This window comes from Aestuariicoccus sp. MJ-SS9 (assembly GCF_032586235.1).
GTDB lineage: Bacteria > Pseudomonadota > Alphaproteobacteria > Rhodobacterales > Rhodobacteraceae > Aestuariicoccus.
The window spans coordinates 1-24,475 of sequence record NZ_JAWHTD010000052.1; the positions used below are offsets into that span (position 1 = coordinate 1).

At 67.7% G+C, this 24,475-nt stretch carries 22 protein-coding genes and 1 riboswitch; of the genes, 9 read left to right on the forward strand and 13 right to left on the reverse strand.

What is annotated here, in order from left to right:
- Positions 1–34 precede the first annotated feature (34 nt).
- The 13 genes from RXV88_RS20650 to RXV88_RS20710 form a co-directional block, all read right to left on the reverse strand.
- A complete protein-coding gene (locus tag RXV88_RS20650) occupies positions 35–2,281 on the reverse strand; it encodes a chemotaxis protein CheB (RefSeq protein WP_316295389.1) in 2,247 nt (748 codons plus the stop codon).
- Positions 2,282–2,424: 143 nt separating this feature from the next.
- Positions 2,425–3,633: an efflux RND transporter periplasmic adaptor subunit gene (locus RXV88_RS20655; protein WP_316295390.1), complete on the reverse strand. Its 1,209-nt coding sequence runs from the start codon at positions 3,631–3,633 to the stop codon at positions 2,425–2,427.
- 4 nt (positions 3,634–3,637) lie between these two features.
- A complete protein-coding gene (locus tag RXV88_RS20660) occupies positions 3,638–6,001 on the reverse strand; it encodes an ABC transporter permease (RefSeq protein ID WP_316295391.1) in 2,364 nt (787 codons plus the stop codon).
- A gap of 4 nt (positions 6,002–6,005) precedes the next feature.
- Positions 6,006–6,728 (reverse strand): ABC transporter ATP-binding protein, encoded by a 723-nt coding sequence (locus tag RXV88_RS20665; RefSeq protein WP_316295392.1) that lies wholly within the window; start codon positions 6,726–6,728, stop codon positions 6,006–6,008.
- A gap of 144 nt (positions 6,729–6,872) precedes the next feature.
- Positions 6,873–7,970 (reverse strand): FAD-dependent oxidoreductase, encoded by a 1,098-nt coding sequence (locus tag RXV88_RS20670; protein WP_316295393.1) that lies wholly within the window; start codon positions 7,968–7,970, stop codon positions 6,873–6,875.
- Between the two features lie 7 nt (positions 7,971–7,977).
- Positions 7,978–9,000: a histone deacetylase family protein gene (locus RXV88_RS20675; RefSeq protein ID WP_316295394.1), complete on the reverse strand. Its 1,023-nt coding sequence runs from the start codon at positions 8,998–9,000 to the stop codon at positions 7,978–7,980.
- Positions 8,997–9,479 (reverse strand): GNAT family N-acetyltransferase, encoded by a 483-nt coding sequence (locus RXV88_RS20680; protein ID WP_316295395.1) that lies wholly within the window; start codon positions 9,477–9,479, stop codon positions 8,997–8,999. Before RXV88_RS20680 ends, RXV88_RS20675 begins: the two co-directional genes overlap by 4 nt.
- Positions 9,476–10,405, reverse strand: coding sequence for a 3-keto-5-aminohexanoate cleavage protein (locus tag RXV88_RS20685; RefSeq protein ID WP_316295396.1), 930 nt, complete (start codon positions 10,403–10,405; stop codon positions 9,476–9,478). The genes RXV88_RS20680 and RXV88_RS20685 overlap by 4 nt, the downstream gene beginning before the upstream one ends.
- A gap of 11 nt (positions 10,406–10,416) precedes the next feature.
- Positions 10,417–11,757 (reverse strand): aspartate aminotransferase family protein, encoded by a 1,341-nt coding sequence (locus RXV88_RS20690; protein ID WP_316295397.1) that lies wholly within the window; start codon positions 11,755–11,757, stop codon positions 10,417–10,419.
- A 3-nt stretch (positions 11,758–11,760) separates the two neighbouring features.
- Positions 11,761–12,831 carry an ABC transporter ATP-binding protein gene (locus RXV88_RS20695; RefSeq protein ID WP_316295398.1) on the reverse strand — a complete coding sequence of 357 codons (1,071 nt, stop codon included), beginning with the start codon at positions 12,829–12,831 and terminating at the stop codon, positions 11,761–11,763.
- Between the two features lie 63 nt (positions 12,832–12,894).
- Positions 12,895–14,064, reverse strand: a complete 1,170-nt coding sequence (locus tag RXV88_RS20700) for a PotD/PotF family extracellular solute-binding protein (RefSeq protein ID WP_316295399.1) — start codon at positions 14,062–14,064, stop codon at positions 12,895–12,897.
- Positions 14,065–14,090: 26 nt separating this feature from the next.
- The gene (locus RXV88_RS20705) at positions 14,091–14,876 is read right to left on the reverse strand and encodes an ABC transporter permease (RefSeq protein ID WP_316295400.1); all 786 of its coding nucleotides are present in this window, start codon (positions 14,874–14,876) and stop codon (positions 14,091–14,093) included.
- Positions 14,877–14,879: 3 nt separating this feature from the next.
- Positions 14,880–15,749: an ABC transporter permease gene (locus RXV88_RS20710; RefSeq protein WP_316295401.1), complete on the reverse strand. Its 870-nt coding sequence runs from the start codon at positions 15,747–15,749 to the stop codon at positions 14,880–14,882.
- Positions 15,750–15,833: 84 nt separating this feature from the next.
- On the opposite strand from RXV88_RS20710, the gene RXV88_RS20715 reads away from it, so the two are divergent.
- The 9 genes from RXV88_RS20715 (at position 15,834) to RXV88_RS20755 (ending at position 24,361) form a co-directional block, all read left to right on the forward strand.
- Positions 15,834–16,793: a LysR family transcriptional regulator gene (locus RXV88_RS20715; protein ID WP_316295402.1), complete on the forward strand. Its 960-nt coding sequence runs from the start codon at positions 15,834–15,836 to the stop codon at positions 16,791–16,793.
- A gap of 79 nt (positions 16,794–16,872) precedes the next feature.
- Positions 16,873–17,072, forward strand: a riboswitch (cobalamin riboswitch).
- A gap of 138 nt (positions 17,073–17,210) precedes the next feature.
- Positions 17,211–19,148, forward strand: a complete 1,938-nt coding sequence (locus tag RXV88_RS20720; protein WP_316295403.1) for a TonB-dependent receptor plug domain-containing protein — start codon at positions 17,211–17,213, stop codon at positions 19,146–19,148.
- Complete coding sequence (locus tag RXV88_RS20725) at positions 19,135–19,953, forward strand: ABC transporter substrate-binding protein (RefSeq protein ID WP_316295404.1); 819 nt, start codon at positions 19,135–19,137, stop codon at positions 19,951–19,953. The genes RXV88_RS20720 and RXV88_RS20725 overlap by 14 nt, the downstream gene beginning before the upstream one ends.
- Entirely contained in the window at positions 19,950–20,981 is a 1,032-nt protein-coding gene (locus RXV88_RS20730) for an iron ABC transporter permease (RefSeq protein WP_316295405.1), read from the forward strand. The genes RXV88_RS20725 and RXV88_RS20730 overlap by 4 nt, the downstream gene beginning before the upstream one ends.
- Positions 20,978–21,736 carry an ABC transporter ATP-binding protein gene (locus RXV88_RS20735; protein ID WP_316295406.1) on the forward strand — a complete coding sequence of 253 codons (759 nt, stop codon included), beginning with the start codon at positions 20,978–20,980 and terminating at the stop codon, positions 21,734–21,736. The genes RXV88_RS20730 and RXV88_RS20735 overlap by 4 nt, the downstream gene beginning before the upstream one ends.
- Positions 21,737–21,788: 52 nt before the next feature.
- The gene (locus RXV88_RS20740; RefSeq protein ID WP_316295407.1) at positions 21,789–22,406 is read left to right on the forward strand and encodes a MotA/TolQ/ExbB proton channel family protein; all 618 of its coding nucleotides are present in this window, start codon (positions 21,789–21,791) and stop codon (positions 22,404–22,406) included.
- Positions 22,406–22,777 (forward strand): biopolymer transporter ExbD, encoded by a 372-nt coding sequence (locus RXV88_RS20745; protein ID WP_316295408.1) that lies wholly within the window; start codon positions 22,406–22,408, stop codon positions 22,775–22,777. Before RXV88_RS20740 ends, RXV88_RS20745 begins: the two co-directional genes overlap by 1 nt.
- Positions 22,778–22,781: 4 nt before the next feature.
- The gene (locus RXV88_RS20750; protein WP_316295409.1) at positions 22,782–23,168 is read left to right on the forward strand and encodes a biopolymer transporter ExbD; all 387 of its coding nucleotides are present in this window, start codon (positions 22,782–22,784) and stop codon (positions 23,166–23,168) included.
- Complete coding sequence (locus tag RXV88_RS20755; protein ID WP_316295410.1) at positions 23,168–24,361, forward strand: TonB family protein; 1,194 nt, start codon at positions 23,168–23,170, stop codon at positions 24,359–24,361. The genes RXV88_RS20750 and RXV88_RS20755 overlap by 1 nt, the downstream gene beginning before the upstream one ends.
- Positions 24,362–24,475: the final 114 nt, after the last annotated feature.

Consider the following 24,475-nt stretch of genomic DNA (forward strand, 5'->3'; position numbering starts at 1 on the left):
GGCTTGTTCATACAACGCGTCTAACGGCATGGATTCACGAAGTGAATCCTTCGCCGACAGACTTTTGCAACAACGCCATCAGCATGGGAAACGGCGCATAGGCGAAGGTGGCGCTCAGCTCGGTAGAGACCTTGTGCAGCTCGGCGGAATTGATCTGCATCTCCTCATTGACGGTGATCAGTTCCTCGTTGGTGGATTGCAGCTCTTCGTTCGAGGTTTCGAGCTCTTCGTTGGTTGCCTGCAGTTCCTCGTTGGTGGATTGCAGCTCTTCGTTGAGCGATTGCAGCTCTTCGTTCGAGGTCTGAAGCTCTTCGACCGTCTGCTGCAGCGTGTCCTTGGTCGAGGCCATTTCGCGTTCGACCTTGCGGATGTAGTCCGTCCGCTCGGCGTCGGACATCTCGTCCACATCCCGTTCGGACAGATGCTGCGGCTCGCGGCTCTCGAAGGCCAGCAGAAAGGTTTCCTCGGACGACCCATCGGACTTGAACGGATAGCAGTGCAGCCGCACCTCGATCGCTTCGGACCCGCGCGCGAACGGCACCCACTGGCCGGTGCGCTTTTGCTTGCTGCGGCTGGAGACCGCGATAAGGTTCTGCGCGTCCTCGCCCAGCTCGCGGCGCAAGAGCCGCACGTTCAGCTTGAGGCTGGACGTTTCCGACAGGGCGGCGAATTCGGTGATGTCCCCCACCACGCGCACGATCTCGCCGCCGCGCGTCGCGATGAAGCCCTGCGGGGCGACGGCCCTGAGCAACGCCTCGAACTGCCGGAAGCCGTCTTTTTGCGCCAGAACCTTGGCGGCGTCGCTCGTCTGCGCGCGCGGGGGCATCGTCAGCTCGGTGGTCATCGGCTCGAAATCCCCGGCGATCCGGCGCGACAGGCTGCGCTTGCCAAATATCTTGTCGCCCCGCGACCGGCCTTCGAACAGCACATCCACAACGCCAACGGTTTCGGACGTGCCCAGAAACAAGACGCCGTCTGCCGCCAGCGCATAGTGGAGACGGCTGAGAACCTTTTCCTGCAGGCCCGGGTTGAAGTAGATCAGCACGTTGCGGATGCTGGCCAGATCGAGGTTCAGGAACGGCGGATCCTGAAAGATGTTATGCTGCGAGAACAACATGACCGACCGCAGTTCCGGCTTCACCTCGATACGGTCGCCATCAAGGGTAAAGTATTTCGACAGGTAGGCATGCGGGATGTCGTTGGCCGCGGTGGCCGGATAGCTGCCGATGCGCGCGATCCCGAGCGCGCGGGCGTCGATATCGGTCGCAAAGATCTGCACCCGGCTCTTGCGCAGCTCCGCCAGCCCGCCCATCGCCTCGGCCAGCAGGATGGCGATCGAATAGGCCTCTTCGCCGGTGGCGCAACCGGCAATCCAGACCCTTACCGGATCGTCTTCCTTGTTTTCGACCAGTTCGCGGATCTCTTCGAACAGCTGTTCGAATTGTTCGGGATCGCGGAAGAACCGGGTGACCGAGATCAGGAAATCGCGAAAGAGCGCATCGACCTCGTTCTGCGAGCTGCGGCAATAATCGACGTAATCCTCGTAGCGCTCGATGCTCAGAGCGGTCATGCGCCGCGCGATACGGCGGTTGATCGTGCTTTCCTTGTAGTCGCGGAAATTGACCCGTGTGCGGGCAAAGACGATCTGCAGCAGATCCGCCAGCCGGTTGGACTTCATGTTGATCTGACGCAACGCGCCGAAATCCCGCGGCGCGCTGAGGATGTTTTCCAGATGCTGGCCGATCTGTTCGGGAATCAGCGTAAGGTCGATGCAGCCGGTCTCGATCGCCGAACTGGGCATGCCGTCGTATTTCGCGCTGGCCGGGTCCTGCGCGATGGTGATGCCGCCCGCCTCGCGCACGGCCTGAACGCCGTAGCTGCCGTCGCTGCCGGTTCCGGACAGGATGATCGCCACGCATTTCTCGCCGCATTCCCTGGCGATGCTCTTGAGCAAGAGATCGCCCGAGGGTTTCGGCGTTGCCGGATGCCCGCTGGGTTCCACCAGCCGCAATTCGCCGTCCTTCAGGATCACGTTCGAATTGGGCGGCGTGAAATAGATCGTGTCCGGTTCGGGAACGACGCCGCTTTCGATCTCGACCACCGGTAAAGTGGTCTCGCGCGCGATCAGTTGCCCCAGCAGGCTTTTATGGGTGGGCGACATGTGCTGGGCCAGCACATAGACCGCCCCCGATTTCTTGGGCAGGTTCTGGGCCAGAAGCGACATCGCCTCCAGCCCTCCGGCAGAGGCCACGATTCCGACGACACCACCCCAATTGCCCATACCCAACCCTTGTGCTTCGCGTTTAGCGAGAGATCGACGTGGAAATACACGGGTATTCAAGGGTGTTGCGCATGCCAAGGTGGAAAGACTTCGCAGACGCGGCGAAATGTTGCATGTCGCAGGGCGGGCGGCGGCGGGCGGTGTTACTCCAGCTCTGCGCGGTCGACGATGTCCACGCCGTCCTCGACCAGATCGCTGGGATGGGTGACGACACGCTCGCCGGGCGCCAGGCCCGACAGGATCTGGGCGACATGGCTGTTGCGCCTGCCCACCTCGACGGGAACGCGGCGGGCCAGGCCCTCTTCGGCGCGGAAGACATGCCAGCCGCCGTCATGCCGGAAAAGCGCCGAGAGCGGCGCCTGGATCACATCCTGCCCGCGCCATTCCACGATCCGCAGGAAAACCGCGAACCCGTCGCCCAGGCCCGGGCGCATCTCGGGTCCGCTGAGCAGATCGAAGAGCACGTCGACGCGTTGTTCCTCGATCCCCAGGGCCGACACCTTGGTGCGGGCCGAAGGCTCGATCTTGCGCAGCACCGCCTCGAGCGTGTGGTCCCCGCCCCAGCGTTCCACGATCGCCCGCGATCCCGGCGCAAGACGCACCGCATCCGCCGACAGCAGATCCGCCACGATCTCGAGGTCGTCTGGCCGCCCCACGGTCAAAAGCCGTGCGCCCGTGGCCACGGGCCGTTCCGACATGCTGGCGACCGACAGCACGACCCCATCGGTGGGCGCGTGCAACTCGACGCAGCAGGCGGCGTCGGCGGGGGTCTCGGGGTCGGGCCCGATCAGCGCCGCGCGCGCCCGCGCCAGTGCGCCCTCGGCCATCGCCTGGCTGGATCGCGCGACCTCGACGGCGGCCTCTTTCAGCGCGCGCATCTCCGAGGCGTCCTCGAGCCGCGCGCGGGTTTCGACTCCGCGATCCACCAGCGTGGCGGTGCGGGCGTATTCGGCGGCGGCGTGATTCAGCTCTTCCTCGGCCTGGTTCACCCGGCTCTTGGCGACGCGCAGCGCCGCCTCGGCCTCGGCCACCGCCGCCTCGGCGCTGGCGCGGCTGCGCGCGTCCAGCAGCGTCGGCGCCACCGGCTGCACCACGGCGACGACGGTCTTGCCCGCGATCACCCGGTCGCCGACCGATACCGGCGAGCGCTGCGCCTGCCCGCCGATGGGCGAGGCGACCTCATAGACATCGCGGATGCGCGTTTTGCCGTCGGCGTTGATCGTCAGCAGCATTTCGCCCCGCGTCACCTCGGCCAGGTCCACAGGCACCGGATCGGGACGAAAGCCCCAGGCCAGAAGCGCCGCAAGGCCCGCCGCGGCCAGCCCGCCGATGATCAGGGGTTTCGCTTTCATGGCCTCACTCCCGTGTCTTCATGACTTCGATCAGGTTCAGACTGTCCAGCCGCCGCCGCACCAGCAACGCCGACACCGCCGCCGCCGCCAGCACCACGCAGCTGGCCGAGGCAAAGGTATCGCGGTTCAGCACCAACGGGATCGAGTAGAGATCGCTCTCGAACCCTGCCACCATCGCCGCCGCCAGCCCCGCCCCCAGCAGCCAGCCCAAAGGCTGCGCCAGCACCACCAAAAGCGCGGTTTCCCCTATCAGGATATAGCTGACCTCACCCTTGGTGAAGCCGAGGATGCGCAGCGACGACAGATCGCGCGCGCGTTCCGACAGCTGGATCCGGGCGCTGTTATAGGCCACGCCCACGGTGATCAGAATGGCGATGGCGTTGTAGATGATCGTCGACAGGGTGATGTTTTCCTCGATGGTCTCTTCGAAAGAGGCCAGCGTGTCGCCCATCATTACCGTCCCCGCGAGGCCCGGCATGTCCTTGACGCGCGTGTGAAACGCGTCGTGCTGCGCGGGGTCGACGGTCACGTTGGCCATGCCGATTGTCGGCGCGCGGCGCATCAGCCGGTCGAGCGCGCCAATCTCCATATAGGCGCCCAGCCCGATATAGCTGGTCACGATCCCCGCGACGCGCAGCTCGTGGGTCTCGCGCCGGCCGCTGAGGAACTCTGCCGTGACCGGATCGCCCGGACCCACGCCAAGCTGCGCGGCCAGCCGTTTCGACAACAGCACCCCCGCCTCGGGCGCCGGAACGATGCGCCCGTCGGCGGCAACGATGCGCGACAGGTCCGCATCCGCCGGGCGGCCCTCGATGGCGACATGCTTGTGCAGATGCCCGTTGCGCAGGATCGCGGGGTATACCTGCATCCCCTCGACCTGAAGGACCCCGGGCAGGCGGCGGATCTCTTCGAGGGCCGCGGTGTTGGCCTCTTGCGTGAACATCAGCATCGCGTCCTGGCGGTTGGATTTGTAAAAGGCCGTATCGACGATCTCGTCCAGCGAATCCTGGAAAAAGGCCGAGGCGACCAGAACCGCGACCGCCAGCGCCAGCCCCAGCATGGTCAGCGCCGCGCGGAAGGGCCAGCGCAGGATGTTGCGCACCAGCATGACGGTGGGCTGCGACAGCCGCAGCAGCGCAAGCGCCCGGTCGGCGAGCGTCTTGCGATAGTTCGGCGGCGCGGGCGGCGACATGGCGACGGCGGGCGGCAGCCGCGCGGCGCCGAGCGCGCTTTGCACCGCCCCCAGCGCCGCGGTGATCAGCCCCAGCGCCCCGGCGATGATATAGACATCCGCCGAGACCGAGAAAATCAGGTAGGGGAAGTTGAAGAAGTCTGCGTAAATCCTTGCCAGGCCATGCGAAAACCATGTTCCCACACCGAACCCGGCCGCCAGGCCCACCAGCGCGATCAGCCCCGCGAGATAAAGGTAATGCAGGCAGACCTCGACATCGGAATAGCCAATGGCCTTCATCAGCCCGATCTCGGAGCGTTCCAGCGACACGATCCGCCCGATGACCATGTTCACCAGAAAGATCGTGATCCCGAAGAAGATCGGCGGCAGCACATAGGCCATGGATTTCAGCTGGGTCAGCTCGCCGTCGATGAAGGCGTTGGATTGCTGTTGCGCGCGGTCGTAAGCGCCCTGCGCGCCGTAGGGATCCAGCAGATCGTCCACCGCGTCGATGACGTCGTCGGCGTTGGCCTCGCGCTCCAGCAGCAGGCCCAGATCGTTGAACGCCCCCGCCATGTCGAAGGCCGCCGCCAGCGCCGGTTCCGGCATCCACAGGATGCCAAAACGGCGGTTGTCGGGCATGATGTCGCCCGGCCCGATGGTGTAGATGAATTCGGGGGAAAGCGCCGTGCCGGTGATGGTCAGCGGCCGCTTTTGCCCGTTGAGATTGGCGTGGAACACATCGCCCGGGACATAGCCGTTGGCGATGGCGAAAGGTTCGTTCACCAGCACCTCGTCGCTGGATTGCGGGTCGGGCAGACGGCCCGAGCGCAGCAAAGGCACGTTCACCCGCGGCGCGCCCGCCGACGGCAAGGATATCAGCTGACCCACCCCGCTTTCGACGCGCCCGGGCAGATCGAGGATCGCGGTCCCGGTCACCCGCGTCTCGACCGCATAGACCCCGTCGATGGCGGCGATTTCGGGCACGAGGCTCTTGGGCGCACGGCGCACGGCGGCAAAGACCTCGGCAAATCGGTTGCGCTCGTAATACGCGGCGCGGGTGTCGTTCAGCGCCTGGAACATGCCGAAGGACATGATGAAGATCGACACGCCGCAGCCCAGCACCAGCGCGATGGCCAGCCCCTGCGACCAGAGCCTCAGAAAATCCCGCAGCAGCTTTTTTTCCAGCGCGCGCATGGGCTTACCACTCGATCTCATGCGGATGCAGGCGGGTCTCGTTGACCTCGACCGACGCGATCCTGCCGTCCTGGAACCGGATCACCCGATGCGCCATCTTGCGGATCGCCGCGGCGTGGGTGATCACCGCCGTCGTGGTGCCGAACTCGCGGTTGATGCGGTCCAGCGCCTCGAGCACCTGCACCCCGGTCTTGGAATCGAGCGCGCCGGTGGGCTCGTCGCACAGCAGCACCTCGGGCCGTTTGGCGATGGCGCGGGCGATGGCGACGCGCTGCTGCTCGCCGCCCGACATCTGCGCCGGAAAGTGATCCAGCCGGTGGCCCAGCCCGACGATGTCCAGCGCCTCTTCGGGGCGCATGGGGTCGGGCGCGATGTCGGTCACCAGCGCCACATTCTCGCGCGCCGTCAGCGAGGCCACGAGGTTGTAGAACTGAAAGATAAAGCCCACATGGTCGCGCCGGAACCGCGTCAGCGCGCGGTCGTTCATGCCGGTCAGCTCCATCCCCTTGAACCAGACCCGCCCCTCGGTCGCGTGATCGAGCCCGCCGAGGATGTTCAGCAAGGTGGACTTGCCGCTGCCCGAGGGACCAAGCAGCACGGTCAGCTCGCCCTCGTGCAGCTCCAGATCGACACCGGCCAGGGCATAGACCTTGACCTCGCCGGTGGCGTAGACCTTGGTCACGCCCTCGGTCCGGAAGACAATGTCGCTTTGGGGCCTGGGTTCCATACCCGCTCTCTAGTCGCGATCCTCAGGGGCCGCTTTGACATGGCTCATGTCGCGGGCCGTGCCGATACTCTTTTCAAGAGTTCGGCAGAGAGAGACGCGCCGCCCGCGCAAGTGGTTTCGCGCCGGGCGCGGAATGTCGCGTGGTCAGACCAGCCGCGCGGGCGACAGCGCCCGCGCCAACGCGGGGTCGGTGGCGGCCCCGGCGTGACAGCACAGATCCCGCGTGATCGCGGCCAGCGCGGGCGAGGTCTGCACCCCGTAGCCGCCCTGCCCCGCCAGCCAGAAGAAGCCCTCGGCCTCGGGCGCAAAACCCACGACCGGGGTGCGGTCGGCGACAAAGCTGCGCAGGCCCGCCCAGGAATGCGAAGGCCGGACAATGGGCACGTCGACCATCTGCTCAAAGCGGTAAAGCCCCTCGGCCAGCACCATGTCGTCCGGCCAGGCGTCCTGCGGATCGACCGGGTCCTCGTCGGCGGGCGAGATCATCAGCCCGGCATTGTCGGGCTTGGCGTACCAGTTCTCGGCCACCGATCCGAAAAGCGGCCAGGCCTTGTGGCCCCGGATATCGGCCGGCAGCGCCATCAGCACCGCCGAACGGCGCATCGGCTGAAGCCCGACCTGACGCACCCCCGCCAGCGTCGCGATCCGGTCGGCCCAGGCCCCCGCCGCGTTGACGATCACCAGCGCCTCGAAGGCGTCCTTGACGGTCTCGATGCGCCAGACCCCGCCCGCCCGGGCAAGCCCGGTCACCCGCTGGCCGGTCAGCACCTGCCCGCCGCGATCCCGGAAAAGCCGCGCATTACCCTGCAACAGGCGGTCCACGTCGATGTCCTGCGCGTCGCGCTCGATCAGCGCACCGGCGATCATCTCTTTGCGCAGCACCGGCACCAGCGCCTGCGCCTCGTCCGGCGTCAGGCGGTCCACGCCTTTGGCGTCTTCGACGTAATGCTCCAGCGTCTCCAACTCGTCCGGCTGGGCCAGCAGCAGCTCGCCGCGCGGCGACAGCACGCTTTCGCCCAGCAGGTCCCCGGACAAAGCCGGAAAAGACAGCGCGTTCAGCGCCTTAAGCGTGGCGTTGCCGTAGTTCCGGATGAAGATCGCGGCAGAGCGTCCGGTCGAATGATACCCCGGCTGCGCCTCGGCCTCGAGCAGGATCACCTGCGCGTCGCGGGCCAGTTCGGCCGCCGCGCTCATGCCCGCGATGCCGCCGCCGATCACGATGATATCCGCCCGCTGAATCATGCCCGCGTCACGCGTTCTGAAAGCCGGAAAGAACGCTGGTCAGGTTGTCCCCCAGCGCGTCGCAAAGATAGCCGCCCTCCTGCACGAAGAGCGTGGGCAGACCCAGCCCGGCAATCGCCTCGCCGATGCGGGCGAAACCGGGCGTGGTGATGGCCAGCCCCTTGAACGGATCGTCGATGAAGGCATCAAGCCCCAGCGCCACCACCAGCGCGGTGCAGCCGAAGGCGCGGATCCGCTGATGCGCCACCGCCAGCGCCACGAGGAAATCGTCATCCCCCGTCCCGCGCGCCAGCGGGATGTTGAGGTTCGCCCCCAGCCCCGCGCCCGCGCCGCGCTCTTGCGCGTGGCCCCAGAAGAACGGATAGAACCGTTCGGGATGGGCGTGCAGCGACACGGTCAGCACGTCGCCGCGTTCGTAAAAGATGCCCTGCGTGCCGTTGCCGTGGTGCACATCGACATCGAGGATCGCCGGCCGGTGCCCGGCGGCCAGCAGATGCTGCGCGGCGATGGCCGAGTTGTTGAGGAAACAAAAGCCCCCCGCCAGATCGCCGAAGGCATGATGCCCCGGCGGGCGCGACAGGGAATAGGCAGCCCGCGTTCCGTCCAAAAGGCTCTCGGCCCCGGCGACGGCGGTCTGGGCCGACCAATAGGCGGCCTCCCAGGTGCCCTTGGCGATGGGACAGGCCGTGTCGGCCTGGTGATAGCCCGCCTGGCCCACCGCAGACTTGGGATAGCTGTCGGTACGGTTGGCAGGGTGGATGTTGGGGATGACCTCTTCGCCCGCGCCCTCGATCCGGCGCCAGCGGGTGTAGATGTTTTCCAGAAACGTCAGATACTCCGCCGTGTGGATCGCCGCGATCGGCCCCATGCCCGCATCGCGCGGCGTCTCGAAGGTGCAGCCCGCCGCCTCGGCCCCCGCCGTCAGCCGCGCGATCCGCTCGGGCTGTTCGGGATTGGGCTTGAGCGCGCCATTGGCCATGAAATGCTTTGGGTCGTGCACCCATTGCCGGTCGTGGAAGAAGGCTTTCATTCGGTCCTCGCAAGTGCGTCGAACGCCGCGCCATCAAGGCGCAGCGTGGTTTCCCCGGTATGCGGCGTGAACCCCATCGCGCCGTAGAAGGCCCCGGCGCGCGGGTTGTCGTCATAGCTGATAAGCCGCAGGTGGCTGGCCTGCCAGAGCGTCCGGCCCCGCCGCGCCGCCGCCGCCAGCAGCCTCGGCCCCAATCCCGCGCCGCGCGCCTCTCCCGCCACCCAGAGGTCCGAGACAAAAATCCCCACCGCCCCCCGCATCGTCGACAGGAAGGGCGAAAAGACCGCGATGCCGCGCAGCGCCTCGGCCCCGTCCGACAGCGCCAGCACGCCCTGACAGGCCGGCGCAGGGGCAAAGAGCGCGCGTTCCAGCCGGTCGCGGTCCGCCTCGTAAGGATCGCCCAGATCGCGCGCCAGCGCGCGCAGGCCGTCTTCGATCAGGGGCATGGTCTGGGGCGTGGCGGCGACGATCCGGGTCATGCGATCGCCGTCTCGTCCGCGCCCTTGAGCCCCAGCATCGCGCGGGCCTCTTGGGGGGTGGCGATCTTGTGGCCCATGTCCTTCAGCATCCCCGCGATCTGGGTCACCTGCTCGGCGTTGCTTTGGGCCAGCTGGCCCTTGGCGATCATCAGATTGTCCTCGAGCCCGACGCGCACATGCCCGCCCATGCGCGCGGCATGAAGCGCCATCGGCACCTGGTGCCGCCCCGCCGCCAGCACCGAGAACATGAAATCCGCGCCGAAAAGCTTCCTCGCCAGCGCGACCAGATGGTCGAGCGTGTCCGGATCCGCCCCCATCCCGCCCAGAACGCCGAATACGAACTGAATGAAATAGGGCGGCTGCACCAGCCCGCGGTCGACGAAGTGGCGCAGCATGTAGAGATGGCCGATGTCGTAGCATTCGAACTCGAACCGCGCGCCGCGCTCCTGCCCCATCCGCTGCAGGATCCCCGCGATGTCGCGGGGGGTGTTCTTGAACACCAGATCGTCGGTGCCGCGCAGGAACGGCTCTTCCCAGCCGAACCGCCAGTCGCGCGGCTTTTCGGCCATGGGATAAAGCGCGAAATTCATCGTGCCCATGTTGAGCGAACACATCTCGGGCCGGAACGTCAGCGCCGCGCGCAGCCGGTCGTCCAGCGACATGACAGCACTGCCCCCGGTCGAGAGGTTGATCACCGCGTCGCAGCCCGCAGCGATCTGCGGCAGGAACGCGCCGAAATGATCAGGGTTGGCCGAGGGGCGGCCGTCTTTGGGGTCGCGGGCGTGAAGATGAAGGATCGTGGCCCCTGCCTGGGCTGCGGCGACCGATTGCGCGGCAATGTCCTCGGGCCGCCAGGGCAGATGCGGCGACATCGACGGCGTGTGGATCGACCCGGTGATGGCGCAGGTGATGATGGTGGTGGGCATGGTTCCGCGCCTCAGGCCGATTTCAGCGCGCCATGGGGCATCTGCGCCATGAACTGCGTCAGCGACCGGTCCAGCAGATCGACGATCTCGCCGATCTGGTCCTCGGTCACGATCATCGGCGGGCAAACCAGGAAGTGATCGCCCGAAAGCCCCCCGCGCGTGCGCCGCGAATAGATGATCAGACCGTTTTCATAGGCGATCTCGACCAGCCGGTCGAAGGCCTTGAGATCGGCGGGCAAAGGCGCCTTGGTCTGGCGGTCCTGCATCGTCTCGAACGCCAGCAAGAGCCCCTTGCCGCGCACGTCGCCGATGATGGGATATTTCTGCATCAGGTCGCGCAGACGGTCTTTCAGCACCGCGCCCATGCGCGCGGCGTTGCCGGTCAGGTCCTGCGCCTCGATCTCGTCCAGCACCGCAAGACCCGCGGCGCAGGCCAGCGGATTGCCGGCATAGGTGTGGCCGTGGATGAACCCGCCCTGATCCAGCACCGCCTCGACGATGTCGTCGCGCGCGATCACCGCGCCCAGCGGCACATAGCCGCCGCCGAAACCTTTGGAGAGGCAGATCAGATCGGGCGTGACCTCCCAGTGGTCCGCGCCGAAAAACCGGCCCGTGCGCCCGCCGCCGGTCATCACCTCGTCATGGATCAGCAGCACGCCGTAACGGTCGCAGATCTGGCGGATTCGCTGCATGTAGCCCGCGGGCGGCACCAGCGCGCCGGTCGAGGCCCCGCCGATCGGTTCCACGATAAAGGCCAGCACGGTGGCGGGCCCTTCCTCGAGGATGCGGTCCTCTAGCATCTGGGCGTAATGCAGCCCCGTGGCCGGATCGCCCGGGTCGAGCCCGTCGAGATAGGCGCGCGGCGCGGGGATCTTGGGCATGGCGTGCATCATCGGATCGAAGGGCGCGGTCATCGGCGCGTAGCCCGTGACCGACAGCGCGCCCAGCGTCGCGCCGTGATAAGAAGGCGTGCGCGCGATCACCTTGTAGCGCTGCGCCTCGCCCCGGGCGAGCGCGTATTGCCGCGCCAGTTTCATCGCACTTTCCGTCGCCTCCGACCCGCCCGACACAAAGAACACCCGCCCCAGCCCCTCGGGGGCCAAGGCTGCGGCGCGCTCGGCGAGCGCCTCGGAACTTTCGGTCTGGAAATGCAGCCGGTAGCCGAAGGTCGCGGTTTCCATCTGGCGCTGCATGGCGGCCAGGACGCGCGGGTTGGAATGGCCGATGTTGCTGACCATCGCGCCGCTCGATCCGTCGATATAACGCTTGCCGTGGACGTCCCACATATAGATGCCCTCGGCGCGCGCCAGTTGCGGGCGCGGCAGGCGGGACTGATAGAACAGGCGGCTCATGGCTCAGGTCCCGGCGGGCGGCAGCGCCGCGCAGGCGTCGGGGTTCAACCGCAGCGACACGGTTTCACCCGCCGCAAAAGGCGCGCCGTCGATCATGTTCATGGCCTGCATCGGCGTGTCGCCCAGGCGCAGGAAATAGCGCGCCAGCTGGCCCTGATAGTCGACATTCTCGACCACCGCCTGCGGCGCGTCGCCGCCCGAGGGGGCCAGCGTCAGCTTTTCGGCCCGGATCATCAGCTTGGCGCGGTCGCGGTCGCCCAGCGTCGCGGCGTGGCTCATGGGCACCGGCGTGCGGCCGAATTCGGCGGTTTCCAACACCACATGCCCGTTCTCGCGCGCCACGACGCGCGCGTCGAGCAGGTTGGACGCGCCAAGGAAATTGGCCACGAATTCCGACGCGGGCCGGTTATAGACCTCGTCCGGCGCGCCGATCTGTTCGACCCGGCCCGCGCTCATGACGATGATCTTGTCGGACATCGCCAGCGCCTCGGACTGGTCGTGGGTGACGAAGACCGAGGTCACGCCGATCCGGTCCTGGATCGACTTCAGCTCGACGCGCATTTCCTCGCGCAGATTGGCGTCGAGCGCCGAAAGCGGCTCGTCCAGAAGCAGCACATCGGGTTCGATCACGATGGCCCGCGCCAGCGCGATGCGCTGTTGCTGGCCACCCGAAAGCTGGCTGGGATAGCGGTCCTCGACCCCCGGCAGGCGCACGATATCCAGCGCCTCGGACACCTTGCGCGCGGCGTCCGCCTTGGACACGCTGCGGTATTTCAGCCCGAAGGCGATGTTTTCGCCGATCGTGCGGTGCGGGAAAAGCGCGTAGTTCTGGAACACCAGCCCGAGGTTGCGCTTGTGGATGGGTACCTCGTTGATGCGTTTGCCGCCGATCAGGATGTCGCCGCTGGTCGGCGTCTCGAGCCCCGAGATCATGCGCAGGATCGTCGTCTTGCCGCAGCCCGACGGCCCAAGAAGGGTCGTGAACGAGCCTTCCTCGAACACGACATCCGCGCCGTGCACGGCGGTCACCGTGCCATAGGTCTTGCGGATGGATTTCAGCTCGACGCCTGCCATGTGGTTGTCCTGTCTGCAAAGAAGGGATGCGGGCGAGGGGTAAAATCCCCTCGCCCCAGAGGGTTACGCGCCTTTCTGAACGCGGTTCCACATCTTGGACTGGTCCTTTTCCTGCGGGTTCCACACCTCGGGATCGCGGAAGACCAGCCCTTCGAGCTTGCCGGTCGGATCGAAGGCGGGCAGGCCCTTGACCTCGTCGGGCATGTCGACCTTGGTCGGGTCGAGCGACGAGGGGTATTTCTGCCCCGCGGCCACCGCCAGCGCGGTCTCGGGCGCCAGCATGAAGTTCAAGAGCTCCTCTGCCGCCTCCAGCGGCGAGCCCTTGAGCACGAACATCGATTCCATCCACGCCAGCCCGTTGGGCGGATCCATGTAGGCGATGGGATGGCCCTGCGCCTGAAGCGCCGCCACCCGGCCCGACCAGGCCTCGGTGACATAGATTTCCTCTTTGGCCAGCAGATCCATCAGTTCCGCGCCAGAGGACCAGTATTTCAGCACCAGGTCGCGGTGTTCGCGGGCCTTGTCCCAGACGGCGTCCCAATCCTGAATGTTGTTCGGGTCCTGGCCCGATTGCAGCGCGCCGTACCAGGCGCGGTTGGCCCAGTCGCCGCCCCAGCCGCCGATCTTGCCCTTGAGCTCGGCATCCAGCAGCAGGTTCGCGCCCAGTTCCTTGGCCTTCTCCTCGGACACGTATTTGGTGTTATAGGCGATCCCCGTGGTGCCGTAATCGTAGGGCACCGCCGACAGCCCGTCAGGCGTGATCGCGCGGAACGGGTCGATCATCGCGGTCATGACATTGGCCATATTGGGGATGTTGGCCTCGTTCAGCTTGACGTGATAGCCGCTGTCGACCCAGCGCTTGTACCAGCTGACGCCAGAGCTGTGCAGGATGTTGTGGCCATCGGTGTTGCCGGCGGCCTTGACCTTGGTCAGCACCTCGTTCTCGCCGCCGAAGGTGGCGTCGACCACGGTGTTGCCAGACGCGGCCTCATAGGGGTTGAAGGCGTGCTCGCGCAAAGCCTCGGACACGACGCCGCCCCAGCCTTCGAAATGCAGCTCGGTGCCGGCGGCGCGGGCCTGGGTGGCCATGGCCGTCATGATCCCGCCTGACAGGCCGGAATAAATCCCCGCCGCGCCCAGCAGGCCAAAGAACGTGCGGCGATCCACGTCGCCGTTGCCCACAGCCTCGCGCAGGCGCTCGTAGCGGGTGGTGTCATCCATTTTTCTGGTCATGTTCTGTACTCCCTGTTGTGGTTCATTCAGACTTTCTTGCGTGAAAAATACCGCGCCAGCGCCCCCGCCAGCAGCGGCACACCGACCGTGATGCAGATCATCACAAAGCCCAGCGCGTTGATCTCGGGGCTGACGGAATTTCGCAGCATCCCGAAGATCTGGGTCGGCACGGTCTCCATCCCCGACGGCCGCCAAAAGATCGTGGCGGTGATGTTGTCGAAGGAAATCGTAAAGGCGAAAAGCGCACCCGCGAAGACCGCCGGCATCAAAAGCGGCAGCGTCACCTGGAAAAACGTCTGCACGGGGCTCGCGCCCAGCGACATCGCCGCCTCTTCGTAATCGCGGCGGATCCCGATCAGCCGGGCCTGCACCACCAGCACGACGAAGGGCAGCGCGATGATCGAATGGCCGATCAAGAGCAGCGCGAAGCTGCGCGGCATGTGCAGCCAGCGCAGAAAGATCAAGAGCCCCACCGCCAGCACCGTTTCGGGCACCAGCACCGGCGAGATCAGGAAGGTGGTGATCCAGTTCTTGCCCCGGAACTGGTAGCGCACCAGCGCCAGCGACGCGAGGATCCCCAGCGTCGTGGCGATGACGGCGGTCAGGAATCCCAGCACGATCGAGGTGCGCAGCGCGCGGATGATCGCCTCGTTCTCGGCCAGTTCATAGAACCAGCGCAGCGAAAAGCCCTCGATCGGGAAGCCGCCGAATTGCGACGAGTTGAACGCCAGGATCAGCACCACGACGATGGGCGCGAACATGAAGCTGTAGACCAGCAGAGTGTAGAATTTCAGCAACGACCAGACGCGCATGATCTACCTCCCAAAGGCCTTGGACAGCTGGTCCATGCCCATGAACTTGCTGTAGATCAGCACGACCGAACCCAGCAGCACCAAGAGAGTGAACGACAGCGTCGCCCCCATGGGCCAGTTCAGCTCGGTCACCACGGCGTCATAGACCAGGTTGCCGAACATGAAATCGCCCGGCCCCCCAAGGATCAGCGGCGTCACATAGCTGCCGCCCGTCAGCACGAAGACCAGCAGCGACCCCGCCGCCAGCCCGGGCAGCGAAAGCGGCAAGGTCACCTCGCGGAAGGCCTGCCAGGGAGTCGCGCCCAGCGTGCGCGCGGCCGGTTCCAGATTGGGGTCGATGCCTTCGAGGCTGACATAGACGTTGAGGATCATGTACGGCAGGAAGACGTGGATGAACCCCACGATCACCGTGAATTCGGTATACATCATCGACAGCGGCATATCGATCAGCCCCAGCCACGTCAGCAGCCCGTTCAGAGCGCCCTGATTGCCGAAGATGTGGATCCAGCTGAGCGTGCGGATGATGAAGCTGACCCAGAACGGCAGGATCAGCAGCAACAGCAGCAGCCACTTGTGCCGGTACTTCGTCATCGCGATCACATAGGCCGGGATATAACCCATCACCGCCGCCAGCACCGTCACGATCACCGACAGCCGCAGCGTCTTCCAGATCGCCATGTGGTAATACCCGTCGGTCAGCAGCTCTTGCCAATTGCCGAACTGAAAGGCCGGCACATCCACCGCCAGGTCGATGTTCTCATAGAACGAATAGACCAGGATGAACGCCATCGGGATCACCACCAGCACCGTGATGAACAACAGCGCGGGCGTCAGAAGCAGCCAGGGGCGTCGGTCGGCGGTGGTGTCTGACACAGAATCTCTCCTTGCCGGGACTATTGCACGCGTCCAGGCAATTAAGCCAATTGATCCGAGGAATGAATTGCATTAACTGAAATCATGATAACCGATCCCGACAACAAGTTCGCCTTCCAGCTCGACTGGAACCTGCTGCGCACCTTCCTGGTGATCGCCGAGGAACAAAGCATCACCCGCGCCGCCCACCGGCTGCTGCGCGGCCAGCCCGCGGTCAGCCTCGCGCTCAAACGACTCGAGACCGAGCTCGACTGCCGCCTTGTGGAACGCGGCAAGGGCGAGTTTCGGCTGACCTCGGCGGGGCGCAGGCTTTATAGCGAGGCGGGGGCGCTCTTTCACGGCGTGTCGCAACTGCCCGACAGCCTGGGGCAGGCGCGGAACGAGCTTTCGGGCGACGTGCGCATTCTGGTGGCCAGCCATGTCATCACCCCGCTGCTCGACCGCCAGCTGACCCATTTCGCCCAGCATCATCCCAAGGTGCGCTTCAGCATCCGGGTCGAGACCAGCGGCAACGTCATCCAGGAGGTCCGCGAACGCCAGGCCAGCCTCGGCATCTGTCTGGTCAACCGCCAGCTTCCGGATCTGGAATACATGCATATGTACCGCGAATTCTTTGGCTTTTTCTGCGGTCGCACGAATCCCCTCTTCGGCCGCGAGGGCCTGAAGATGGACGATCTGCGCGATCACCCCTTCGTGGCCTTCGACACCGAAGAGATCGACAACGCCCTGCGCCAGATCGTGATCCTGCGCAACGACTGGGGGCTGACGCGCGAGGTGACCGGGCGGTCCTCGCAATTGGAAGAGGTGCGGCGCATGGTCATGTGCGGCATGGGGATCGGCGCCTTCCCGGTGCATGTGGTGCAGAACGACGTCGAGCGCGGGCTGCTCTGGCGGCTGCCGCCCTACGAGGCGCCCCCGGCGGTCGACATCTTCCTGATCGTGAACCCGCGCAAGCACATGAACCGCGCCGAGGACAAGTTCGTCGGCGATCTGATGCGCGCGATCCGAAAGACCCCTCTGGACGAACGCACCTACCTGGCCTGAAGGGGCCATCCGCTGCGCCATGTCGTCGCCAAATCGGCGAGCGTCGCAATGCGGGCTTGCGCGACTCTGCGCGCGGGCGTAGGACCGGTATTGCTTCGGTCCTGGGTGAGAGCCCTGGATAATAGGGAACGCGGTCCCCCGTTTCGGGAAAGCCGCGACTGCCCCCGCAACTGTAGGCGGCGAGCGTGACCGGTACATGCCACTGGGGATTCCCCGGGAAGGCCCGTGTCACGCAGCGACCCGCAAGTCAGGAGACCTGCCGAAGCGATCACCCTACCGACGCGCGGGGCGCGCGGACGGTGACGGTTCTCCGGCGTGGTGACATCAACTCACCGTTGGCGGAGGGGCCGAGCCTTTCCAAAGACAAGATCAAAGACCCCGGGCACGGCCCGTGCCCACGATCTGGAAAGGATCGCAATGACCCGTTTTCTCACCTCGGTTTCCGCTATTGCGCTAACCGCCCTGCCCGCCTTTGGACAAGAGGCGATGGATCTCGACGCCATCACCGTCTTTGCCGGGCTCGAAGAGACCACGACGCTGCAGACCGGCGTGTCGGTGGATGTGATCACCGAAGAAGACCTTGAAGAGACCGGCGAGGTGCGCGTGGTCGATTTCCTGGCCCGCCAGCCGGGCGTCACCCTGCGCGCCACCGGCCCCGTGGGCGCCGTGACCGGGCTGAGCCTGCGCGGCATCAGCCAGAACAACGTCGCGGTGCGCGTGGACGGGATCGACGTGTCGGACCCTTCGGGCACCCAGGTGGCCTTCGATTTCGGGTCGCTGCTGACCTCGGATATCAGCAGGATCGAGATCCTGCGCGGCGCGCAATCGGCGATCTACGGGTCCGAGGCGCTGGGGGGTGCGATCAACATCACCACCAAGCGGGCCGCGCGCGACGGCGTGTCCTTCGACACGCTGTTCGAAGTGGGCAGCTTCAACACCCGCCGGGCCTCGGTCAGCGCGCTGGCGCGCGGCGCGGGCTATGAGACGAGCGTCACCCTGTCCTATCTCGCCACTGATGGCTTTTCGGCGGGCGACACCGATGCGCCCGACCTCGGGACGGTCGCGCCCAACGACACCAACGGCGAGGCCGACGGGTTCGAGGCGCGGCGGCTGAGCTTTTCGGGCCGCTACGACATCGGCGCAGCCACGCTGGAGGTGTCGGCCTTCACCGAGACCTCGGAATTCGACTATGACGAATCGAGCGCGGGCAACGTCTATGACGGCACGCCCGACGATGTGACCGAGCGCGACCAGCGCGGCCTGCGCGCGGCGCTTTCGTTCACCACCGGCGCGGTGGATCACACGCTGGCGGCCTCGGCCTTCGTGTCGGACAGGGTGCTGAGCGGCACCAGCGTGGACACCTTCAGCGGCGTGGCCGACGGCGCCTATATCGGAACGCCCTACCCGTTCGAGTTCCAGTATACCGGCCGGCGGACCGAGCTGAGCTATCAGGCGGGCTTTGATCTGAACGCCGGTACGCGCGCGGTTCTGGGCCTGCAGCGCACCGTCGAACGCTACGAAGACGACATCGCCGGGGCCAGCTCATTCGGGCCCTACGGGTCGGCGCAAGAGCATGAGACGGATGTGAATTCGGTCTTCGGCGAGCTGACCTACGCGCCCTCCGGCGACATCGACCTGAGCCTGGCGCTGCGTCACGACGACCATTCGGAATACGGCGGCTACACCACCGGACGGCTCAGCGCCGTGTGGCGGGTGCAGCCCGACCTGATCCTGCGCGCCAATGCGGCGACGGGGTATCGCGCGCCCTCGAATTACGAGCTTTTCGCGGCCTTCGCGGGCAATCCGGACCTGGAGCCCGAGACCTCGAAATCCTTCGATCTGGGGATCGAAAAGCGCTGGGGCGAGGACGCCTATCTGCGCGCCACCGCCTTTTATATCGAGGCCGAGGACATCATCGACTACAGCTTCACCACCTTCGCCTATACCCAGCGGTCGGGCACCGCGACGCGCAAGGGGCTGGAGCTGGCGGGCGGTCTGACGCTGGGCCAGGGCGTGCGGCTCGACGGCAGCTATACGCTGACCGAAAGCGATGCCGACGTGACGCTGGACAGCTCGAGCTGGACCACGACCGTGCCGCGCCACACGCTGGCGCTGTCGCTGTCGGCGGATCTGGGCCAGCGCGCGGGTGTCACGGTGACCGGGCTTTACGAGGCCGACCGCGAAGGCGGGCTGGTGGATTACGGCCTGATCAACACCACCTTCACCTACGATCTGACCGACGAGGCGCAGGCCTATCTGCGCCTCGAGAACCTGCTGGACGAGGATTACCAGACCGTTCCGGGCTACGGCCAGTCGGGGCGGGCTGCGTATTTCGGGGTCCGTGCGTCCTTCTAGGTTCATATCGCTGGTGGCCGCGCTCTTCTTTGCGGGCGCGGCGGCCATGGCGGCACCGCAGCGGGTGGTGTCGCTGAACCTGTGCACCGATCAGCTGGCGCTGCTGCTGGCCCCCGACCGGCTGGTGTCGGTGACGCCGCTGGCGCGCGATCCGCGTTCCTCGGCCATGGCCGAGGCGGCGGCGGAGGTGCCGGTGACCGACGGCAGCGCAGAGGCGGTGGTGCTGCTGGACCCCGACCTGGTGCTGGCGGGCAGCTACACCACCCGCGCCACGGTCGAGATGCTGCAGCGGCTGGGGCTCGGGGTCGAGATTTTCGCCCCGGTGAACACGCTGGAAGAGGCGCGCGCCAACATCCTGCGCATGGGTGCGCTGCTGGAGCGCGAGGCGCGGGCGCGGCAGATCGTCGAGGCTTTTGACGCGCGGCTGGCCGAGCTGCGCCGGGGCGAAGGGCCCTCGCCGCGCGTGGCGCTTTATTATGCGCTGGGAAACACCGCCGGGCGCGACACCCTGCCCGGCGACATCCTGGCCGCCGCCGGGATGGAGAACATCGCCGCCGAGCGCGGCCTGCCTTTCGGCGGCGCGCTGCCGCTGGAAGAGCTGGTGCTGGCCGATCCCGACCTGGTGCTGATCGGGCGGCCTTATGGCGGGCACGCGCGGGCCACGGAGCTTTTGCAGCACCCGGTTCTGCGCGAGAGCGGCAAGCTGCGGGTGGTCGAGGGCGGCGCGGACTGGACCTGCGAGACGCCGGCGCTGCTGGATGCGGTGGCGGCGATGCGCGCGCTGCGGCTGGAGTGGGCTGAATGAGCGCGCGGGCCGCTCCTCGCGCCCTTGCGGCCGCTCCTCGCAGCGGCGCGGCCTTGGCGGCGGGGCTGGGCGCGCTGGTGCTGACGCTTTTTGCGGCCTCGCTGGTGGTGGGTCATGCCGCCATCGCGCCCGGCGCGGCGCTGGCCGGGCTCATGGGGAAAGGCGACCCGCTCTATCAGATGGTGATGCAGGACATCCGCCTGCCGCGCGCCCTGCTCGCGGCGATGGTGGGCGCATCGCTGGGCCTGTCCGGCGCGGCGATGCAGGGCTATCTGCGCAACCCGCTGGCCGAGCCGGGGCTGATCGGCGTGTCGGGTGCGGCCGCCCTCGGCGCGGTGATCGCGCTGCAGACCGGCCTTGCGGCCGCCTTTGCGCTGGCGCTGCCGCTGATGGCGCTGGTCTTTGCCTGCGGCGCGGTCGGGCTGATTCTGGTGCTGGCGGGTCCGCGCGGCGCATCGCTGACGCTGATCCTGGCGGGCATCGCGGTGTCGGCGCTGGCGGGGGCGCTGACCTCGCTGTTGCTGAACCTGTCGCCCAACCCCTATGCCGCCTCTGAGATCGTGTTCTGGATGATGGGGTCGGTGGCCGACCGCTCGATGGCGCATGTGGCGCTGGCGCTGCCGGTCATGGCCCTGGGCTGGGCGCTGCTGGCGACGCTGGGGCGGGGGCTGAGCGCGCTGACGCTGGGCGAGGACGCGGCCCAGGCGATGGGTGTGTCGCTGGGCGGGCTGCGGCTGCGGCTGCTGGTCGGAACGGCGGCGGCGGTCGGCGCGGCGACGGCTGTGGCGGGGGCCGTCGGGTTCGTCGGGCTGGTGGTGCCGCATCTCTTGCGCCGGGCCTGCGGGGCGCGGCCCGACCGGCTGCTCTGGGCCTCGGCACTGGGGGGGGCGGCAATGGTGCTGGCGGCGGACCTTGCGGTGCGGCTGATCCTGCCCGAGCGCGATTTGAAGCTGGGCGTCGTCATGGCGATCATCGGCGCGCCGCTGTTCCTGCACCTCATCTACAAGACCCGGAGGGAGATCCTGTGACCCTCCTTACCGTCGAGAACCTGACCGTGCGACGCGGCGAATGCCCGGTGGTGGACGGCGTGTCGTTCAGGGTGGAGCCCGGCGAATGCGTTGGGCTGATCGGCCCGAACGGCGCGGGCAAGACGACGCTGATGCGGGCGGCGCTTGGCCTTTTGCCGCACGAGGGTCAGAGCGATCTGGCCCGGCTTTCGGCCCGCGACCGGGCCGCGCGGGCCGCCTGGCTGCCGCAGCAGCGCGAGATCGCCTGGCCCGTCGAGGTCGAGACGCTGGTCGCCCTGGGCCGCCTGCCGCATCTGCCGCGCGGCACGGCGCTGCGCGCCGAAGACCGCTTTCACGTCGAGGCCGCGCTAACGCGCATGGGGCTGGGCGCGTTCCGCCACCGCGCCGCGACCGAGCTTTCGGGCGGCGAGCAGGCCCGCGTGCTGATCGCCCGGGCGCTGGCGCAGGATACGGCCCTTCTGCTGGCCGACGAGCCCATCGCCGGGCTTGATCCGGCGGCGCAGATCGCCACGCTGCAAACCTTCCGCGCTTTGGCGGAAGAGGGGCGCGGTGTGCTGACCTCGCTGCACGACCTCAGCCTCGCGGCGCGGTTCTGCACCCGGCTGATCCTGCTCGACCAGGGCCGCAAGGTCGCCGACGGCGCCCCCGCCGAGGTGCTGACCGAGGACCGGCTGGCGCAGGTCTTTCACCTGCGGGCCAAGGTCCACCGGACCGAGCACGGCCCGCTCTTTCAGCCGCTGGACGTACTGCCATGACCCTGCCCGCCGCATTCCGCCCCGACACCGCCCCTGCATCGGAGGTTCCCTCATGCTGACCCAGATCGCCCAGACGCTCGACCGTGGCGGCCCCGCGCTCTGGGCCATCGCGGCGCTGTCGGTCACGACCCTGGCGCTGGTGCTGTGGAAGGTCTGGCGGCTCTGGCGCATGGGCGCCTGGCGCGCGGCCCCCGCCGAAGCGGCGGTGACCCGCTGGACCGACGGCGCGCGGGCCGAGGCGATCGCCGCGCTCTCGGGCCGTACGGGCCTGCGCGCCCGCGTTCTGCGCGTCGCCATGACCGAACGCACCGCCCGGGACGAGGCCACAGCGCGCGAGGAAACCGCCCGCGCCGCCCGCGCCGCCCTGCATGAGGCGCGCGGCGGGCTCAGGGCGCTCGACCTCATCGTCACAATCGCGCCACTGATAGGGCTCATGGGCACCGTTCTGGGCATGATCGACGCCTTCCAGGCGCTCCAGGCCAGCGGTTCGCGCGCCGACCCCGCAGCGCTTGCAGGCGGCATATGGGAGGCGCTCTTGACCACCGCCGCCGGCATGGGCGTGGCGATCCCGGCCTCGATGGCGCTGAGCTGGTTCGACAGCGTCGCAGACCGTCTGGCCCACGATCTGGAGGATCTGGCCACCCGCGTCTTTACGGCAGGGCGGGACTGATGCTGGGCTTCGCCCCTCCGCCACGTCGCCGCAGGCCCAGCCTGACGCCGATGATCGACGTGGTCTTCCTACTGCTGGTCTTCTTCATGCTCGCCGCCCGCTTCGGCCAGACCGAGGGCCTGCCTCTGGAACTGACCGGCGCGGGCGGTGCCTATGAGGGCCCGCCCCGGCTGGTGACCGTGCTGCCCGAGGCGGTTCTGCTGAACGGCATAGCGGTCGAGGACCTGCCCGCAGCGCTTGCGCCCCTGATGGCGGGTCCGGGCGACATCGTCGTGATCCGCCCGCGCGGCGGCGCGGATGTCGAGCGGCTGACCGGCGTGCTGGCCGGGCTGCGCGCCGCCGGGCTGACCACGCTCGCGGTGCTGGAGTGACCCGATGCTGAGCCGCCGCCTTCCCCTGATCGCCAGCCCGCCGCGCCGCCGGATGCGCGAACCGGTGGTGCCGATGATCAACGTGGTGTTCCTGCTGTTGATCTTCTTCCTGATGACGGCGCAGATCGCCCCGCAGGCGCCGTTCGACATGACCTTGCCGCGCGCCTTGGGGGACGAGGCTTTGACGGCGGTGCCCCTCTTCGTGTCCCGGGACGGCGATCTCGCCTACGGCCCCTTGCGCGGGACCGAAGCGCTAGCCGCCGCCGCCGCCGACGCGCCCCTGACAATCGAGGCCGACGCCCGGCTCGAGGCCGCCCAACTGGCGCGTCTGCTGGCCGAGCTGGGGCGGCTCGGCGCGGCAGACATTCAGCTTGCGACGGTGCGGCCGTGATGCGGGTCGGCGAAATCGCCGTCTTCATGACGCTGGCGGGGGCGCTGCACGTGGCGGCTCTGACGTTGGCGATCCCCCCTGCGGGCGGAACCGGCGGCGGCGATGGCGGCGCGGGCGACATCACGCTTCAGGCCGCGACGGGGGCGCTCGCGGCTTTGGCGCAGTCGTGGGACAGGCCGCCGCCCGAGGCCACGGCCCCCACGCCGGTCGCCCCCGCCCCCGGCGCAACCCCGCCCGCGCCGCAGCCGGACGACCCGACCTTGCGCGCAGCCCGCCCAGCCCCGATGCCGCCCGCAAGCCCGGGCGACGCGCCGCCACAACTCGATCCGCGCCTGCCTGCTCCGGCCAACCTGCCCTCCCGTGCGCCTGCCATACTCACCGCTCCGCCAACCGAGACCGCCTCGCCTCGATCGCCCGCCCGGCAAAACGACGCGCGCCCGGTCCGCACCGCGCGCCCGGCCGCTATGCCCCGCGCAACCCAGGGCGACGCACCGCCTCAGCTCGACCTGCGCCTGCCCGCTCCGGCCAACCTGCCCTCCCGAGCGCCCGCACCGCTCACCGCACCGCCGCCAGAGGTGACCGCAACGCCCGTGTCGCCCAGCACCCGTCCTGCCCAACGCTACGCCCCGCGCCCCGCCGCGCCATCCGTCCCCGCAAAGGATGCCGCCCCGTCGCTCAACCCGTTCAGCGCTGCCAGCGGCCTCGCGCCGGCACGCTCGGAACGTCCGTCCCCGCGGCCAGACGAGGCCTTCGCCGCGCGCCAGGCCGCTGCACCGAAAAAGTCTCGGTCCAGCGCGCAGGCCCAGCCTGCCCAGCGCGCAAAAGGCGCGGGCCCGGCGCCGGCAGCTTCCCGCGACACAGCCGCACCTGCGGCCGCCGCCGGCCCGTCCGCCGCGGCAATCCGCCAGGCGCAAGCCCAATGGGGCGCTGAAATCCGCCAGCACGTGGCGCGCCAACAGCGCTACCCGGCCCGAACACAGGCCACCGGAACGGTGGTGCTGCGCCTTACGGTCCATCCATCCGGACGGCTGACGACGGTCTCGATGCTGCAAGGTTCGGGCGACAGCCGCCTCGACCGCGCCGCCCTCCGCGCCGCCAAGACCGCCCGTTTGCCCCGCGCGCCCAAGGCGCTGACGGAACAGGCCTATGTCTTCAACCTGCCGCTACGGTTTTCCAGGCGCGGAGCCCCGTAGGGTGCGCCTTCACGGCGCACCGGTCCTTGCGCCAAACGCTAAAGCGTCATCCTTGAAATCTGAATCGATGGGATTTCCACGGGCCGGATTTTGTGATTCACCATATGTGGAGGT